This is a genomic window from Planosporangium flavigriseum (assembly GCF_011947225.1).
Lineage (GTDB): Bacteria > Actinomycetota > Actinomycetes > Mycobacteriales > Micromonosporaceae > Planosporangium > Planosporangium flavigriseum.
In genome coordinates this window covers 301,050-317,041 of sequence record NZ_JAATVW010000002.1, presented here as the reverse complement: position 1 = coordinate 317,041, position 15,992 = coordinate 301,050, and the positions used below count along the sequence as shown (strand labels likewise).

The 15,992-nt window shown below is 70.8% G+C and carries 17 protein-coding genes; 11 read left to right on the top strand and 6 right to left on the bottom strand.

The window, feature by feature from the left end; genetic code table 11:
• Window positions 1-2 precede the first annotated feature (2 nt).
• From HC028_RS04335 to HC028_RS04325, 3 genes are read right to left on the bottom strand one after another with little or no spacing between them, the layout of a single operon-like run.
• Window positions 3-3,053 (bottom strand): ATP-binding protein, encoded by a 3,051-nt coding sequence (locus HC028_RS04335; RefSeq protein WP_239075438.1) that lies wholly within the window; start codon window positions 3,051-3,053, stop codon window positions 3-5.
• Window positions 3,050-3,415, bottom strand: coding sequence for a hypothetical protein (locus HC028_RS04330; RefSeq protein ID WP_168073004.1), 366 nt, complete (start codon window positions 3,413-3,415; stop codon window positions 3,050-3,052). Before HC028_RS04330 ends, HC028_RS04335 begins: the two co-directional genes overlap by 4 nt.
• A gap of 43 nt (window positions 3,416-3,458) precedes the next feature.
• Complete coding sequence (locus HC028_RS04325) at window positions 3,459-3,755, bottom strand: hypothetical protein (protein WP_168073002.1); 297 nt, start codon at window positions 3,753-3,755, stop codon at window positions 3,459-3,461.
• 288 nt (window positions 3,756-4,043) lie between these two features.
• Here HC028_RS04325 and folP point away from each other — a divergent pair, with 288 nt between their 5' ends.
• From folP to HC028_RS04290, 7 genes are all read left to right on the top strand, one after another.
• On the top strand, window positions 4,044-4,877 hold the full coding sequence (gene folP, locus HC028_RS04320; RefSeq protein WP_203981307.1) for a dihydropteroate synthase: 834 nt from the start codon (window positions 4,044-4,046) through the stop codon (window positions 4,875-4,877).
• A complete protein-coding gene (gene folB, locus HC028_RS04315) occupies window positions 4,874-5,266 on the top strand; it encodes a dihydroneopterin aldolase (RefSeq protein ID WP_168073000.1) in 393 nt (130 codons plus the stop codon). The genes folP and folB overlap by 4 nt, the downstream gene beginning before the upstream one ends.
• Window positions 5,263-5,799 carry a 2-amino-4-hydroxy-6-hydroxymethyldihydropteridine diphosphokinase gene (folK, locus tag HC028_RS04310; RefSeq protein WP_168072998.1) on the top strand — a complete coding sequence of 179 codons (537 nt, stop codon included), beginning with the start codon at window positions 5,263-5,265 and terminating at the stop codon, window positions 5,797-5,799. Before folB ends, folK begins: the two co-directional genes overlap by 4 nt.
• Window positions 5,796-6,347, top strand: coding sequence for a DUF3180 domain-containing protein (locus HC028_RS04305; protein ID WP_168072996.1), 552 nt, complete (start codon window positions 5,796-5,798; stop codon window positions 6,345-6,347). Before folK ends, HC028_RS04305 begins: the two co-directional genes overlap by 4 nt.
• 106 nt (window positions 6,348-6,453) lie before the next feature.
• Window positions 6,454-7,689 carry an ABC transporter permease gene (locus tag HC028_RS04300; protein ID WP_168072994.1) on the top strand — a complete coding sequence of 412 codons (1,236 nt, stop codon included), beginning with the start codon at window positions 6,454-6,456 and terminating at the stop codon, window positions 7,687-7,689.
• A gap of 24 nt (window positions 7,690-7,713) precedes the next feature.
• Complete coding sequence (locus HC028_RS04295) at window positions 7,714-8,010, top strand: hypothetical protein (protein ID WP_168072992.1); 297 nt, start codon at window positions 7,714-7,716, stop codon at window positions 8,008-8,010.
• Window positions 8,011-8,099: 89 nt separating this feature from the next.
• Window positions 8,100-8,555 carry a hypothetical protein gene (locus HC028_RS04290; RefSeq protein WP_239075439.1) on the top strand — a complete coding sequence of 152 codons (456 nt, stop codon included), beginning with the start codon at window positions 8,100-8,102 and terminating at the stop codon, window positions 8,553-8,555.
• A 19-nt stretch (window positions 8,556-8,574) separates the two neighbouring features.
• Here HC028_RS04290 and HC028_RS04285 read toward each other — a convergent pair whose 3' ends face one another.
• Window positions 8,575-9,561, bottom strand: coding sequence for an ABC transporter ATP-binding protein (locus HC028_RS04285; protein ID WP_168072988.1), 987 nt, complete (start codon window positions 9,559-9,561; stop codon window positions 8,575-8,577).
• A 2-nt stretch (window positions 9,562-9,563) separates the two neighbouring features.
• Here HC028_RS04285 and HC028_RS04280 point away from each other — a divergent pair, with 2 nt between their 5' ends.
• The 4 genes from HC028_RS04280 to HC028_RS04265 all read left to right on the top strand — a co-directional run bounded on the left by HC028_RS04280 (window position 9,564) and on the right by HC028_RS04265 (window position 13,544).
• Window positions 9,564-10,247, top strand: a complete 684-nt coding sequence (locus HC028_RS04280) for an ABC transporter permease (protein ID WP_168072978.1) — start codon at window positions 9,564-9,566, stop codon at window positions 10,245-10,247.
• On the top strand, window positions 10,244-10,912 hold the full coding sequence (locus tag HC028_RS04275) for an ABC transporter permease (protein ID WP_168072975.1): 669 nt from the start codon (window positions 10,244-10,246) through the stop codon (window positions 10,910-10,912). The genes HC028_RS04280 and HC028_RS04275 overlap by 4 nt, the downstream gene beginning before the upstream one ends.
• A 187-nt stretch (window positions 10,913-11,099) precedes the next feature.
• Window positions 11,100-12,086: a glycine betaine ABC transporter substrate-binding protein gene (locus tag HC028_RS04270; protein ID WP_373313903.1), complete on the top strand. Its 987-nt coding sequence runs from the start codon at window positions 11,100-11,102 to the stop codon at window positions 12,084-12,086.
• A 153-nt stretch (window positions 12,087-12,239) separates the two neighbouring features.
• Window positions 12,240-13,544: a hypothetical protein gene (locus tag HC028_RS04265; RefSeq protein WP_168072971.1), complete on the top strand. Its 1,305-nt coding sequence runs from the start codon at window positions 12,240-12,242 to the stop codon at window positions 13,542-13,544.
• Between the two features lie 5 nt (window positions 13,545-13,549).
• Here the strand turns inward: HC028_RS04265 and HC028_RS04260 are convergent, their stop codons facing one another.
• On the bottom strand, window positions 13,550-14,635 hold the full coding sequence (locus HC028_RS04260) for an NADH-quinone oxidoreductase subunit D (RefSeq protein ID WP_239075444.1): 1,086 nt from the start codon (window positions 14,633-14,635) through the stop codon (window positions 13,550-13,552).
• Between the two features lie 64 nt (window positions 14,636-14,699).
• A complete protein-coding gene (locus HC028_RS04255; RefSeq protein ID WP_168073402.1) occupies window positions 14,700-15,671 on the bottom strand; it encodes an SAM-dependent methyltransferase in 972 nt (323 codons plus the stop codon).
• Between the last annotated feature and the right edge of the window lie 321 nt (window positions 15,672-15,992).

The window sequence follows — 15,992 nt, the reverse complement described above, 5'->3', positions numbered from 1 at the left end:
GATCAGTCCTCCGGGTCGTGGGGCTGGATAGGTGGCAACACCGGCGCGGGACCGGCGGCCGTAGGCGTGGTGTCCAGGTATTTCAACAGGTCCGGGACGTACGACACGTCGACGCGCAGCTTCTGTACGCGTCCGTCGACGTCCCGCATCACGAATTCGCGGAACCCCAGTCGCGCCTGTGACGAGGCGTCCACCTGGGACAGCGCGGCGAGCGTCTGCTCGTACCCGACTCCGGTCGGTACGCGCAGCAGGCGCAGCGCCTCCGCGGCGATCTCGGTGTCTTCGGCGATCCGGCCGACGAACACGCTGGATACCAGGTTCTGCACGTCGAGGCCGAGGATGTCGCGCGGGTTCTGCGAGGCGACCAGTGCGGCGAGGTTCCACTTCCGGCTGTCCCGGGCGAGGCGGACCAGGAAGGAGCGGCCGGACCGCCAGCCTTCCATGAAGTGCGCCTCGTCGAGGCCGACCAGTTTGCGCCGGTGCATCTCGCCGGAGTAGCAGCGGCGTACGGCGAGCCGGTGCGCGGTGTGCAGCATCGGCAGGGCGAGCGACTCCTCGGCCGACCAGTACTCGCGCTCGATCTTCAGGTCGGGCAGCCGGAGCCCGGCCATGGTGATGACCGTCAACGCCGTGTCCGACGACAGTGCGCCGGACGCAGGGGAGCCGAAGAACAGCGTCGCGAGCGGCATCTCGGCGGTGTCCAGGAGCAGGTTGCCCAACTCTCTCGACTCGTCGTCGCCGATGCTGTGCAGCAGCGTCACCACGTCGTCCAGCGTGGACGTTTCTTCCGCCGGAACCTGGCGTACGGCGTGGCGCAGCAGGGTGGCGGTTGACGCCTCCCGCGCAACCTGCGGCGGTACGAGCATCATGCAGATGTCCTGTACGAGCATCCGCCGCTCGGCCCGCGCGTTGGAGACGGCGATCTCGAACTCGCGGTCTCCGGAGGGCCCGGTGGTGAAGTGTGAGCGCTGCGGGGTCGGGATCAGCGCGTACGGGGCCAGGGTGCCCTGCTCCGAACCGGTCAGGTTGAGCACCCGGGAGTACGGCGCGAGCTCCGGCATCGAACACAGCCGGGCCAGCGGGCCGGACGGGTCGAGCAGCGTCACCTGTACGCCGCGGCGGGCGGCGAGGTAGCCCAGCGCACCCAGCAGCGTCGACTTGCCGCCGCCGGGCTCGGCGACGAATACGGCGAGGCCGGACCGTTCCCGCACCTCCATCGGGAAGTGGAGGTCCAGAAACACGGGGCGCCGGCAGGTGCCGGCGGTGCGCCCGATGAGGTCGCCGCGGCGGTCGCCGACGGTCGAGGCGGCCTGGGGCAGCGCCGCGGCGAACAGCTTGATGGGCATCCGCCGCAGGTAGCCGGTGTTGGCGAGGGGCTCGCCGGGGATGAACTCCCGGGCCAGCCAGTCCTGGTTCTTCGGGTGCTGCAGCGAGATGCGCATCTCGCGGGAGTAGAGCTGGGTCAACCGCCGCGCCCGCTCCAGGCACTCCTCGCGGGTACGGCCGCTGACCGCGATGCGGTGCCAGCCGTGTGCCCGGGACGAGTCCACCGGCAGCCCGGTGGTGATGTCGTCGCCGATGGTCAGCGCGCGCTTGGCCAGGCGCTCCAGCTCCGGCGGCGCGTCGATGCCGTGCTCGGCGTAGTCGACCTGTTGGGAGCGGATGAGGCGCAGCCGGTGCTCGAGGTTACGGAACGAATCGGAGGGGCCGAGGATGTCCACGCGCGAGGAAAGCTCCATCGCCCACGGCAGCCGTTCGTGGAAGTGCATCCACGGCTCGTGGCGCTCCGGGATGTCGAGGGGCTCCATCCGGCCCACCGTCAGTACGGCTACGTGCCGCTCCTCGCCGGTCATCCGGTTGACGAGCTTGACGGTCGAGCCGTACGGGGTGCGGTAGCGCTCGATCTGCTCGGTGAGGGCGAGCAGATCGCCGCGTTCCCAGGTGCCGTTGTCCACAGGGGACAGGGCGACCGGCGGCTGCATGCAGAGCGCGACCGACCGGTACAGCAACCACTCCAGTTCCTCGACGGTCACCCGCCGTCCGCGCATGCCGAAGGCGCCGAGCACCTCGTCGAACTGCTCGATGGTCCGGGCCATCCGCCGGCGCTCGCCGCCGCTGACGCCCTTGCCGAACAGCCGGCCGACCTTTTCGGAGAAAGTGTCGCCGAGGGTGCGCCGCGCGAAGGTGATGCCCAGGTAGGTCTGGCCCTCGGCATGGTTGACCGATAGCAGGTGCCGCTGGGCTGCGACGAGGTGGTCCGACCAGGACGGTGCGCCGGGTACGGCCGGGAGCGGGTTCGGCGCGTGCGCGTCGACCACGCGGGCCCACTGGTCGGCAGGGAACGGCCGGGTCGTCCGGCGCAGGTGGATGCGGAAACCGGCCAGGCCGGCGTACTGCTCGGAGATGGCCGACAGCAGCGCTTCGCGCTCCGCGTCGGGACGGAACGCCCACCGCACTTCGGGCAGCCAGTACCACGCCGTGACCGAGTTCGGGGTGAACGTCAGGTGCCCGGCGATCTCGGTGATCGCGAGTTCGACGGCGGGGTCACGGTCCCGGTGCCGGGGCCGGGGAATCTTGCCGAGGGGGCTGCGTCCGTGGGGCGGCGGAGCTTCCTGGGTGCGCGCCACCGCACGTTCGGTCTTGCGGGTGGGCTGCGCCGGGAGGGTACGGTCTGCGGCGGGCCGATCGCCGGGTTCGCGGACCCGGCTCGCGCCGGTCGGCGGGTCGAGGGCGTCCGCGCCCGGTAACGCGGCGCCGTTCCGGTCGCTGTCGGCGTTCGGGGCTGCGAGGATCCGGCCGGTGGGCTCGACCGTGAGCTGGGTGGTGTCGCGCCGGGCGGTGCTGCCGTTCTTCCCCTCCCGCGGGCCGCTCGGCGCCTCGACCAGGCCGAGGAATGGCGAGTCGACATCGTCGGGTACGTCCGATCCGCCGCCGTGCAGGACGGCGACCCGGCCGCCTTCGGCGACAGCTTGCAGGCCACCGTCGTAGTCGATCCAGGTTGCCTGGTCGTCGTCGACTCCGGCTGTCTCGGCATCGAAACCTCGCCGCGTCATCCCAACTCCTCACGGATGCGTATCCGACGCGCGACGAAGCGCGCATCGCGTTGCTCGTGGCGTGGTTCCCGGGTGTGCCGCCAGTCGGTCAGCGCGGTGCGGATGACCATCCGCGCCGGCCGATCGGGGTCGACGTAGCGGAACACCAGTGATGTGGTGACCATCGCGAGCGCGATCTCCCAGGCTGGGAAGAGATCGGGTCCCTGGAAGGTGAGGAGCCAGTGCAGAAACATATAGAACGGCACTAGCAGGACGAAGAGCCCGTACTGGGCGTACGGGAGTTGGACCGGCAAGGTGTACCCGGGCGGGCCCAGGTATACGAGCCTCGCCCGATAGATGTCGTCGTCGGTACGGAGCCGCATCGTCGCCTACTTGTCTCGCAGGTCGTTTCAGTCCCGTCTCGGCCTATTTGAAGAATAGTTTGATCAATGAGTCGCCGACGACGAGGAGCGTGGCCGCGCCCGCGATGAACGCGAGACCGATGATGGCGATCGCCGAACTGGTCAGCACGCGCGAGACCTCACCCTTGCTGGCTCGGCCGATGAAGATCACGCCGAGGACGGCCAGCAGGATCGGTGCGATCTTGCTGGCGAAGAAGGAGAGGATTCCCTCGGTGTTGATCTCGCCAGGAGCCGCGAGGACGGCGCTCGGTGGCGCCAGAGCGTGTCCCCACATCGCCTGGCCAACCTCTATGAGCATCATCGATCAACCTTCCCGGTGCGCGTTCGCCGCCGCGTGTACAGCCTTGCCGATGATGGGGCGCTGGTGGTGCTCATCCCGCCCCCTGGAACGGGGCCGGACGTGCATTGCTATCCAGGCTTTTGCCCTGGTAGGAGGCGTTCGGTGCCATAAACAGACTGAATAGCGCCCACTCGCTGAGAGTACGTTGAAGGCCCTCTTATCAACAAGCTGACCGATACGTTGCCAGTAGCGCCGGCTGCCACGACGGCCGCACGACAGGCGTGAGCAGCGGTAGGTAACGTCATCACTGTGACTGACCTGCTCGCCGCACGACACCCCGTTGTCATGGGCATCCTCAACGTGACTCCGGACAGCTTCTCCGACGGCGGGCGGTACGCGGACGTCGACGCGGCCGTGGCGCACGCCCGGCAGATGATCGCCGACGGCGCCGACCTGGTGGACATCGGTGGGGAGTCGACCCGCCCGGGCTCCGCGCGGATCGACGCCGCCACAGAGCTCGCACGCGTTCTGCCGGTCATCCGCGAGCTGGCCGCTGCGGGTGTGTCCATGAGCATCGACACCACGCGCGCGACCGTGGCCGCGGCGGCGCTGGAGGCCGGCGTCAGCGTGGTCAACGACGTCTCCGGCGGCCTGGCCGATCCGGACATGGCCCGGGTGGTGTCGGATGCCGGCTGCCCGTGGATCCTGATGCACTGGCGGGGCCACTCGCGGCGCATGGGCGAACTCGCCGTCTACGACGACGTGGTGAAAGAGGTGTGCGCCGAACTGTCCGAGCGGGTGGACGCGGCGGTGGCCGCCGGCGTCGCACGCGACCGGCTCATCCTCGATCCCGGTCTCGGCTTCGCCAAGAAGGCTGAGCACAACTGGCGGCTGTCCGCGCACCTCGACGCCGTGGTGGCGCTGGGGCTGCCGGTTCTCGTCGGGGCGAGCCGCAAGTCGTACCTCGGCAGGTTGCTCAGCGGGCCGGACGGAACGCCGCGGCCGCCGGCCGAGCGGGATGCCGCCACGGCCGCCACCTCGCTGCTCGCGGTCGCGGCCGGCGCGTGGGGGGTACGCGTGCACGAGGTCCGCGACACGGTGGACGCGATCCGGGTATGGCAGACCGTGGAGGCTTGCCGATGAACGACCGAATCACCCTTACCGGCCTGCGGGCACGGGGACACCACGGCGTGTACGACTTCGAGCGTGCCGAGGGCCAGGACTTCGTGGTCGACGTGGTCCTGGAGCTGGACCTTTCCACGGCCGCGGCCAGTGACGACGTCGCCGACACGGTCCACTACGGCGAGCTGGCCGAGCGGCTGGTGAAGATCGTCGAGGGTGAGCCGGTCAACCTCATCGAGACGCTCGCCGACCGCTTGGCTACGGCATGCCTGCTCGATGGTCGGGTGTCGGCGGCGACGGTCACGGTTCACAAACCGCAGGCTCCGATCCCGCACGAGTTCGCGGATGTCGCGGTCACCCTGCGCCGTGGCGCGGGAGAACCGAGCCGCCGCGCGGGGGAGCGGCCATGACCCGGGCCGTTCTCTCGCTGGGCAGCAACCTGGGCGATCGGGCAGCGCACCTGCGGGAGGCGGTCGCGGCGCTCGGCGACGTCGTCATGGCGGTCTCCGGCGTGTACGAGACGCCACCCTGGGGCGGGCCGGGGCCGGACGGGCGTGAGTCCCCGCCGTACCTCAATGCGGTCGTACTGGCCGTTGACGACGATGACGACCCGTATGCCTGGTTGACCAGAGCCCGTCAACTCGAGCAGACCGCCGGTCGGGCTCGGGACCCCGGATGGCAGTACGCGCCGCGTACGCTGGACGTTGACGTGATCACGGTCTGGACCGCGGAAGGGGCGTCAGTCGTCTCCGACGACCCCGACCTCGTGCTGCCGCATCCTCGGGCGCACCAGCGTGCGTTCGTGCTCAGGCCCTGGCTGGACATTCAGCCGTACGCGCAACTGCCCGGGCACGGCTGGGTCTACGACCTTGTTCGCGCCGACCCCGTCGCCGCCGATCTGCCGACCTTGCGCCCATGCGCTGAGCTGTCCTTGGAGCCATGACGATGAGCACGCCTCCAGAGCGGACGCCCGAGCCGCGAATGCGGCCCACGAACCCATCGACCCTGTTCGTGGCGGCGCTGGCGATGGCCGCTGTGGCCTGGCTGGTGATCAGCCACTTCTACGGCGACATGCCGACGCTGCCGTGGCTGCCGCCGTTCGTCATGATCGGGCTGGCTCTCGTCGAGGCGGTGCTCGCGCCGAGCACGAAAGCCCGCATCGACCGCAAGGACGGCACACTGCCGGTCAACCCGTTGACCGTGGCCTGGTACGTGGTTCTCGCCAAGGCTTCGGCGCTCGGTGGCGCCCTCTTCACCGGTGTGTACGCGGGTCTGCTGGCGTGGCTGCTGCCGCAGCGCACCCAGATCGCCCACGTCGGCCAGGATCTGCCGCCGGCGATCGTGGGCCTGGTCGGCGCGCTCGGCCTCACGCTCGCCGGGCTGTGGCTGGAGCGCGCCTGCCGTGTGCCGCCCACTCCGCCCGACGAGGATCGGATCGGCGAGGACCGGCCCGGCGGCGAGCGGTCGGGCGGCCGGTCCGGCGGCGTCTGACGTCGGGGCTGTCGCGCGCGCACCTGCGCGAGTACCGTGCACCGGAACCGGTCGCAGTGGCTGTGGCGGGCGGCCGGCCGCCGCGACGCAGCAGGAGGCACTGCTCATGGCCTACGACGATTCGCATTTTCGAAGCGACCGGGACCAGCGCAGCGGGCTGGACTACCGCGGCGAGGAGGACGGCGTCGCGGGGCGCGGCTACGGTCTCGCGAATCTCGAAGACGTGTTCGACGACCCGGCGCACGGCGAGCCCGGGCGGGACCGTCTGGGCGTACATCTCGTGTGGGAGTTGCTGCTGCTCTTCGGCGTAGGCGTCATCGGGTACGTGCTGTACCGGGACAGCCGCTTCGCCGTGACCGGCGACGGCCTGCGTACTTTGATGATCTCCGCGACCATCCTCGGACTGCTTGCCGTCAGTGCCGGGCTGAGCCTGCGCGCCGCCTCGCCCAACCTCGCGATCGGGCCCGTCGCGCTCGCGTCGGCGCTGTACTTCGCCGAGCACGCCAATCGGGGGGTCCTCGTGTCAGCGGCGCAGGCCGGCGCGTTCGCGCTCGCCGTCGGCGCCCTGATCGCACTCGTGACCGTCGGCCTGCACGTACCGGCGTGGGCGGCCAGCTTCGGCGCCGGCCTCGGCGTCGTGCTCTGGATCCAGCGGCATCACCAGACGCTGGAACTGCCGCGCGGGTCGTACCAGCCGGTGTCCCATGCGGTCTACTGGTTCGCCGGGTTCGCGGCGCTCGCTGTCGTGGGGGGCCTGCTCGGCTCGATCAGGCCGGTGCGCCGCACGCTCGGTAGGGTCCGCCCGGTGGGCGACCCGGCGGACCGGCGCGGTGGCGCGGCCGCCACCGTCAGCGTCGCCGCGCTGCTCGGGTCGTCGGTGTTCGCCGCAGCCGCCGGGGTGCTGACGGCAATGCAGGACCGCCGGGTCGAGCCGGCCGACACGTCGCTCGTCCTCACCGGGCTCGCGCTGGGTGGCGCGCTGCTCGGCGGTACCAGTGGCTTCGGCCGCCGGGGCGGCCTGTTCGGGACCCTGCTGGCCGCGGTGCTGCTGGCCCTGGTCATCCGGTACCTGCGGATCACTCATCCGGGAGTGTCGCAGTTGGCCATCGCCGCGGGTGCCATCGGCGTGGGCCTGGTCGCCACCCGGCTGGTCGAGGCGTTCGGCCGGCCACACCCGACCTTTCCGGACGAGTCCGAGCGGTGGCGGACGGTCAGCCCGACGGCCGCGACCGGGCCCGGCGACGATGAGGGCTGGAGCGGTCCCCGGTCGATGGGGTGGACCAGTCCGTTGCCGGCGTCGAGCGCGGACGACCGCTGGCGTGATGACTGGAGCGGCCGCTGACGTCGGCGATTAGGCTGGTGTGTCATGACCACCGATCGCCTCGCTGAGCTGGACGCGCTGTCCACTGAAGAGTTGCGCAAGCGAGCCTTCGTGCGCGCGGTCGAGCGCCGGGATCTCGGCTTCTTCTGGTCGGTGCTGCGCCACCTGCCACATGCCGACGACACGGAGGAGTTGGACGCCTCGCTCGGGGCCGTCGGCGCTTCCGTGGAGGACGCGGTGGCGCTCTGGCGCGAGTTCACCGGTCACGGGTACGGCGACGCGGAGCCGCTGCTGCGCGCCGCGTTCATCGACTACCTGTCCCGATCTTCGGATGCGCCCTAAATGCCCGATATGATGCTGCCTTCGGCTGGCTTTCGAAGACAGGGCATTACTCATTCATGGCTTTCGCTGGGGCGCGTCATCGTGGCGCGGTGGGTGTCGGTACGCTCGCCGCGCTGACCCTCGTGGTGGTGTGCGGTAGTCCGATCTTCGCGGACTGGGTCAACAGCAACACCACGGGCGCCACCGCCGGCGGGCTGTTCTTCCGCACGCTCGCCTGGCCGCACTGGTCCTTCGACGGCGGGGCCCCGGCTCGGGACCTGTTGGCGCAGGACCTCAAGGCGATCCTGGTCGTCGTCCTCATCGCGGCCTTCCTCACCCTCGTGGCAGGGGCGGAACTCGGGCGGATCCGAGGTGGTTTCGCCGCTTTTATCCTTGGCTGGACCGCGTGCATCTTCGCGGGTGCGCTCGCCGGTTTCGTCGCCGCGCTCTTCTCGGCTCAGATCGCGCTGCACGTCGCGCTGGTGTGGGCCACGGCAGGTGCCAGCTACGGCTTCCTGGCCGGATGGATCATCGGGCTGGCCCAGTTGATCGCCCGGCGATCGTAGGCCCGGGGCCGCCCGACGGCTAGGCCCCGGGCTGCCGCAGGGCCCGGTGGATGTCGTCGGGGGTCAGTACGCCCAGTGGTGTGGTGCCGTCACTGACGACGACCCACCCGGTCTCGGACTCGAGCAGCGCCGCGAGCGCGTCCTGCAGCGTCGCGTCGGCGGGTATCACGGCGGCGCCGTCGACGGCGGCAGGTAGCGGGCGAAGCGCGTCCCGGGGGATCGGGGTCACCCCGAGGCGCTTGATCGCGCGATCGGTACCGACGAACTCCCGGACGAATTCGTTGGCCGGCGCGGCGAGCAGCGCCGACGGCCGCTCGTACTGCTGCAACCGGCCCCCTTGCGCGAGCACCGCGATCCGGTCGCCCAGTCGCACCGCCTCGTCCAGGTCGTGGGTCACGAGCAGGATCGTCTTGCGTACGGTCTCCTGCAGCCGCCGGAACTCGTCCTGCAGCCGGCCCCGCACGATCGGGTCGACGGCCGAGAACGGCTCGTCCATCAGCAGCACGACCGGGTCGGCAGCCAGGGCCCGGGCCACCCCGACCCGCTGGCGCTGGCCGCCGGAGAGTTCATGTGGGTACCGGGGACCGAAGCGCGCCGGGTCCAGCCCGACGAGTTCCAGCAGCTCATCGGTGCGTTCGGTGACCTGTGGTTTCGGCCAGCCGAGCAGCCGGGGCACGGTGCCGACGTTCGCGCGTACGGTCTGGTGCGGAAACAGCCCGACGTGCTGGATGACGTACCCGATCCGCCGGCGCAGGGCGACCGGGTCGGCCGTCATCACGTCCTCGCCGTCGACGAGTACACGCCCGGCCGTCGGCTCGACGAGCCGGTTGACCATGCGAAGCACGGTCGACTTGCCGCATCCGGACGGCCCGATCAAAACGGTCAACTCGCCGGCGGCCAGGTCGAGCGTCAGGTTCTCCACCGCGACCGTGCCGTCGGCGTACCGCTTGCTCACACCCTCGAACAGGATAGGCGCGGCGCTGTCGTCAGTCCGGGTACCGTCCACTCATGTCCTTCCTCGCCCAGTCCGCTGCGGCCAACCCGTGGTTCTCATGGGCGTACCTGCGTACGAACGCCGACACTATCCGGGCGCTCGCCGTGGAGCACCTCTCCCTCACGGTCGAAGCGGTCGCGCTGGCCGTGGTGATCGGCATGCCCCTCGCCGTCCTGGCGTACTGGGTACGGCCGCTCACCGGCCCGATCCTCGCATCGGCCGGGGTGCTGTACACCATCCCGTCCCTGGGGCTGTTCTCGTTCATCGTTCCGATCTTCGGCCTGAGTCGGCGTACGGTGCTCACCGGCCTTGTGCTGTACGCGCTGCTGCTCGTCATCCGTAGCGCCGTGACCGGCCTGTCCCAGGTGCCCGCGGATGTCAAGGAGGCGGCGTCGGCGATGGGGTACGGCCGCCTGTCCCGCCTGCTGCGGGTCGAGTTGCCGCTGGCCCTGCCGGCGGTGGTGACCGGAGTACGGCTGGCGACGGTGTCGACGGTGGCGCTGGTCACCGTCGGCGTACTGGTCGGCAGGGGTGGGTTCGGGCAACTGATCATCGGCGGCTTCTGGAACAACTTCCACAAGGCGCCGATCGCGGCCGGAGCGGTCCTCTGCATCCTGCTGGCCGTGCTGTTGGACCTGCTGCTCGCCGGTGTCGGCCGGCTGCTGACCCCGTGGCGGCGGACGGGAGCCGGCGCATGAACAGCGTCCAGCAGATGATGAATTGGCTCAACGACCCGTTGAACTGGACAAATCCCGACGGAATCGTGGCTCGGCTGCTCGAGCACCTGCGGCTGTGCGGCGGAGCGCTGCTGCTGGCCTGCCTCGTCGCATGGCCGACCGGGATCGCGCTCGGCCGGCGCGGCCGGGGCAGCGGTCTGGTTGTCGCGCTGTCGAACGCGACCCAGGCGATCCCGGTCGTCGCCCTGCTGACGATCCTGCCGCTGACGGCTGTCGGCTTCGGCGCCCGGCCGGTGATCCTCGCCCTGGCCGTGTTCGCGGCACCCCCGTTGCTGGCCACCGCCCACACCGGGATGCGCGAGGTGGACGCGGAGGTGCGCGACGCGGCCCGCGGCATGGGCCTGTCGGGGTGGCAACTGCTGTGGCGGGTGGAGCTGCCGCTCGGGGTGCCGTACCTCGCCGCCGGGCTGCGTACGGCGGCGGTCCAGGTCGTGGCGACCGCCGGGCTGGCCGCGCTGGTCAACGGCGGGGGTCTGGGCATGATCGTGGCGGCCGGGTTCGGGCTGCAGAGCGCGGGGCAGATCCTCGCCGGGGGGCTGCTCATCGCCGGGCTTGCGCTGCTGGTGGAGGCGCTGTTGGCCGGGGTGCAGCGCCTCGTCACGCCGGGCTCGCTCCGCCGCATTTAACGGGGTTGTTGTCAAAGTGTTAGGTGGCGAACACCACCATCCGGACTTATCTGCTTGCCGATGTAAAGATCACCAGGTTGTCTAAGGTCGAACGGGCGGCGGAAATGATCTTTCCGCCCGTCGGACACGCGGCCGGCTGCGACAGCCGCGCCGGGACACGGAAGGCGGGCTTTATATGCGTACCGTTATGCGAGCTGCACTCGGCGTCGCGGTCGGGCTGGCCACGGTTGGCCTCGCGGCCGGCTGCGGCAAGGCCGGATCGTCGGGCACCCAGGCGGCCAAGGACGTACAGGGGGCCGGCTGCGTGCCGGTCGCCGGCGAGCAGTTGGTCATGCTGACCGACGACAAGAAGTTGCAGGCGGTCGACAACCTGATCCCGGCGATCAACGCCAAGGCCGCCGACCCGACGCTGGTCGCCGCGCTGGACAAGGTCTCCACCGCGGTCGGGGCCAAGGAACTGGTCGCGCTCAACAAGGCCACCGACGTCGACCGCAAGACCCCGAAGGCGGCGGCCGAGGAGTTCGCGGCGAGCGGCAAGCTCGCCGGCATCGCCAAGGGGGCTGGCGGCAAGATCACCATCGGCGCGGCGAACTTCAGCGAGAACGAGACCCTCGGCGAGCTGTACCGCATCGCGCTGGAGGCCGCCGGCTACCAGGCGACCGTTCAGAAGATCGGAAACCGGGAACTGTACGAGCCCGCGCTGGAGAAGGGCGACATCCAGGTCGTGCCCGAGTACGTCGGCACGCTGACCGAGTTCCTCAACAAGAAGGCCAACGGCGCGTCCCCGGCTCCGCTCGCAAGTGGTGACCTGGACAAGACGGTCGCCGCGCTCACGGACCTGGGGTCGAAGGTCGGGCTGAAGTTCGGCAAGCCGTCCCAGGCCGCCGACCAGAACGCGTTCGCCGTCACCAAGGCCTTCGCCGACAAGTACAAGGTCAGCACGCTGTCCGAGTTCGCCGACAAGTGCTCGGGGAGGGCGACCGTGCTGGGCGGGCCGGCCGAGTGCCCGCAGCGGCCGTTCTGCCAGCCGGGGCTCGAGCAGACGTACAAGATGCAGTTCGGCAAGTTCGCCAGCTTGGACGCCGGCGGTCCGCAGACCAAGAACGCGCTGCGGACCGGGGCCGTCTCCATCGGACTTGTACTGTCCTCAGACGCGGCGTTCGCCACGAGTTGACGCGTTCGTTGTGAATTGACGTAGTTGTCGCCGGCGGCGATGACCGGCGCGCGAATCCGTTGCCACCAGGGCGGATTTGTCGTCCGGCCATCGCCGCCGGCGATTGCGTCCGGCCATTTCATACAGCCCCGCTCTTGAGTAAGGTCTACAGCCATGCCGGCTGCGGACATCCAGCAACCACGAGCCGGGCTGCCCTTGGTGCCGGGTCTGTTGTGGACCGGAGTCGGGCTGGCCCCGGTCGCCGCGCTGTTGGTTCTTCTCGTCGGCGACAACCCCAGTCTCCTGCGGTTCGCCGTGCTGCTCGCCGTCATCGCGGTCGCGCTCATCGGTACCGCGCTGGTGCTGCGCCGCGACTCCGACTCGGTCCGCGGCGAGATCGAGGACATGCTCTTCGAGGAGTTGGACATCCTCCGCGACGACGTGCGCGAGGACATCACGACGGCCGCGCGCGCCACGCACAAGGCGTTCGGCGAGCGGGTCGTCACCCTCCAGGAGTCGGTCAACTCGCTGCGCGGCGAGGTCGAGAACCTTCGGGTACGGGTGGACCGGGACGCCGCGCCGGCGCATCGCATCGCGCCGCCGGTTCCGCCCATGACGGCGCCGCCCCCACCGATGACCTCCACTCCCAGCGGCGTTCCGCCCATGGCCGCGCCGCACGGCGTCGTCCGGCACACCGAGACCGTCAAGGTCACCAGGCAGACGATCGTCGACCAGAACGACAGCGGCACCGGCACGGTGTACGGCGGCAACCGGATGGCACCGCCCCCGGTCGTGCCAGCCCAACGGCGCCCGGATCGGGCGGCCCAGTCGCGCGACGCCGAGTCCGGCGAGTCCTGGAGCGAGCGGCTGCTGCGCCAGCGCCTCGACGAGGAGCAGCACCGGGGCGGTGACCGGCACGCCGAGGCGCGCTACTCCGAGCCCCGGTACGGCGACGCCCGGTCGGGTTCGCATGCCTGGGGCGGCGGGAGCCAGGACGGTTGGCGGGCTCCGGAACCGGACAGCGACGGCTCCGGCTTCATCTCCGGAGTGCACGCAGGGGACCGCTGGGCGAGCGCGCGCAGGGACGAGCACGGCCACGAGCTTCGGGTGGGTGAGCGGCGGGCCGCGATGCACAGCGACGAGTCAGGCACCGAACTGCGCGTCGAAGGCAGATGGGCGGCCGTGCGCCGCGACGAGGGCCGCGGTCCCGAGCCGCACCGGGCACCCGAGAGCCAGTGGGAACGTGGCGGGGGCTCCGACCCGTACTGGGGCCTGGAGGCGCAGCCCGACCGGTTCGGGCAGTCGCCCGGCGAGCCGACCCGGAGCCGGCCCGCCCCGAGCCAGGAGCGGCGCGGCGCGCAGGCCGCCCTTCCGGCCACACCGTCGGAGCCGAGCGCCTCGAGCTGGTTGCAGGAGTGGGAGGAGGAGGCGCGCCGGGCCCGCTCGCCCCGCGCCACCGGCGACGATCGCTGGCGCTGACGGCGTTACTTGTCGATGTCGCCGACCACGAAGAACATCGACCCCAGGATCGCGATCAGGTCCGGCACCAGGCACCCCGGGAGCAGGCTCGACAGCGCCTGCACGTTGGCGTACGAGGCGGTGCGCAGCTTCAGTCGCCACGGTGTCCGCTCGCCCCGGGACACCAGGTAGTAGCCGTTGATGCCCAGCGGGTTCTCGGTCCACGCGTACGTGTGCCCCTCCGGCGCCTTGACGACCTTGGGCAGCCGGGTGTTGACCGGCCCGGTGATCCGGTCGACCTGGTCCAGGCAGACCTGCGCCAGGTCCAGTGACACGTAAACCTGGTCGAGCATGCACTCGAAACGGGCGTGGCAGTCCCCGGCGGTACGCGTGACGACCGGGACGTCGAGTTGGTCGTACGCGAGATAAGGCTCGTCGCGGCGCAGGTCGAAGTCGAGTCCGCTGGCCCGCGCGACCGGCCCGGAGGCGCCGAACGCGGCCGCCTCCTCGGCCGTCAGCACGCCGACGCCCGACGTACGGGCCAGGAAGATCTCGTTGCGCCGGATCAGGTTGTCGAGGTCGGGCATGCGCCGGCGGACCTCGTCGATGGCGAGCCGGGCCCGCTTGGTCCAGCCGGCGGGTACCTCTTCCTTCAGGCCACCGACCCGGTTGTACATGTAGTGGATCCGGCCGCCGGACGCCTCCTCCATGACCGCCTGGAGGGTCTCGCGCTCACGGAACGCGTAGAACACCGGGGTGATCGCGCCGATCTCCAGGGGGTAGGAGCCGAGGAACATCAGGTGGTTGAGCACCCGGTTCAGTTCGGCGAGGGCGGTGCGCAGCCAGACGGCGCGCTCGGGGACCTCCAGCCCCATGAGCCGCTCGACGGCGAGGACCACGCCGAGTTCGTTGTTGAACGCCGACAGCCAGTCGTGCCGGTTGGCGAGCACGATGATCTGCCGGTAGTCACGCGCTTCGAACAGCTTCTCCGCGCCGCGGTGCATGTACCCGATGATCGGCTCGCAGTGGACCACCCGTTCGCCGTCGAGGACGAGCTTGAGGCGCAGCACCCCGTGGGTCGACGGGTGCTGCGGGCCGATGTTGAGCACCATGTCGCTGGTTTCCAGGCCAGTACCGGTGCCGATGGTCAGCTCACGAGTCACGCCTTGAATAGTTTCACAACGTGGCGGGATCCAGCCCGACCGGCTGGAGCAGCCAGTAGTGCCCGCCCAGGCCGGCCGGGTCGGTCAGCTCGGCGCCGGCGCCGGCCTGCGCGAGGGCCTGCAGGTAGCCCTGCGGATCGCGGTACGCGAGGGCGAGCGGTGGCCGCTCGCCGCCGATCCCGAGCGCCCGCAGCGAGTCGCGCTGGCTGGACAGGCGCGCGGGTACGCCCGCCGCGGCCGTCCCCGCCGCCGCGACCGAGTCGAAAGCGACGTGTGCGGTGAGGTCACGGGTGCAGTCGGGTACCGGCAGCACCTGACGGCCGTCGCGGAAGCCGGTGAGCGTGCCGAAGGCCGGCCGGCCTTCACGCAGATGCCCGTAGTCGACGGCCAGCGCGAGACCCCGCCGTAGCGCCCCGACCGTGCCGGCCCAGACGGCGTCGCGGGGCGCGCCGATCTCGGCCCGGGTACCCGGCGGGGCCTCGTCGAGCGGCCACCACCGGTCGAGCCACGCCGCGTCGGCCGGCTCGACCTCCGGCCCGAGGCGCTCCTCGCCGCCCGCGTCGACCAGCACGTACCGGACCGCGCCGACGTCGTCGACCTCGACCACGTCGATCGGCACGTTGTCGAGCAGTTCGGTGGCGATCACGACTCCGACGATGTCGTCGGGCAGCGTGGCGGTCCACTCGATCCCGTCCACGAGCCCGGCAGGACGCGGGGCGAGTTCCGTCACGACCGGCCGTACCCGTGCCGCGACGTCCTCGGGCAGGGCGGCCAGCACGGAGGTGAGCAGCTCACCCTGGCCCCCGCCGTAGTCGACCACGTCCAGCCGGTTCGGCTGGCCGAGCGCGGTGTCGACGCGGCTCACCAGGGTCGCGATGGCGCCACCGAACGCGGGGGAGGCGTGCGCGCTGGTGCGGAAGTGCCCGGCCGGCCCCGGCCCCGGGCTGGTGAAGAAGCCCTCCGGCCCGTACAGGTTCCGCTGCATCGCATCCCGCCATCGCACTAGATCACCGTACGGACTGCCCGAGGAACGCCTTGCCCTCGCCCCGGTAGGTGGGCACAGGTGCACGGTGACCGGTCCCCGGATCAATGCGAAGCATCCTCGCGTATGACGTTCAGGCGGCGATGAATGGCTCCACAGTGACGAGGACCCCGGTGAACACAGGTGACAACGGGCAGTCGGGAAGGGGTCGCGCGGTTACAGTGACCTGTGGGTAGCCACCCGGACGGGGTGGTCAGGGGTGGAGGAGCGCTGATCAGCACCGAGAATCCGGCCGGCAGCGGCCAGCAGCAGACGGCGTCGCCG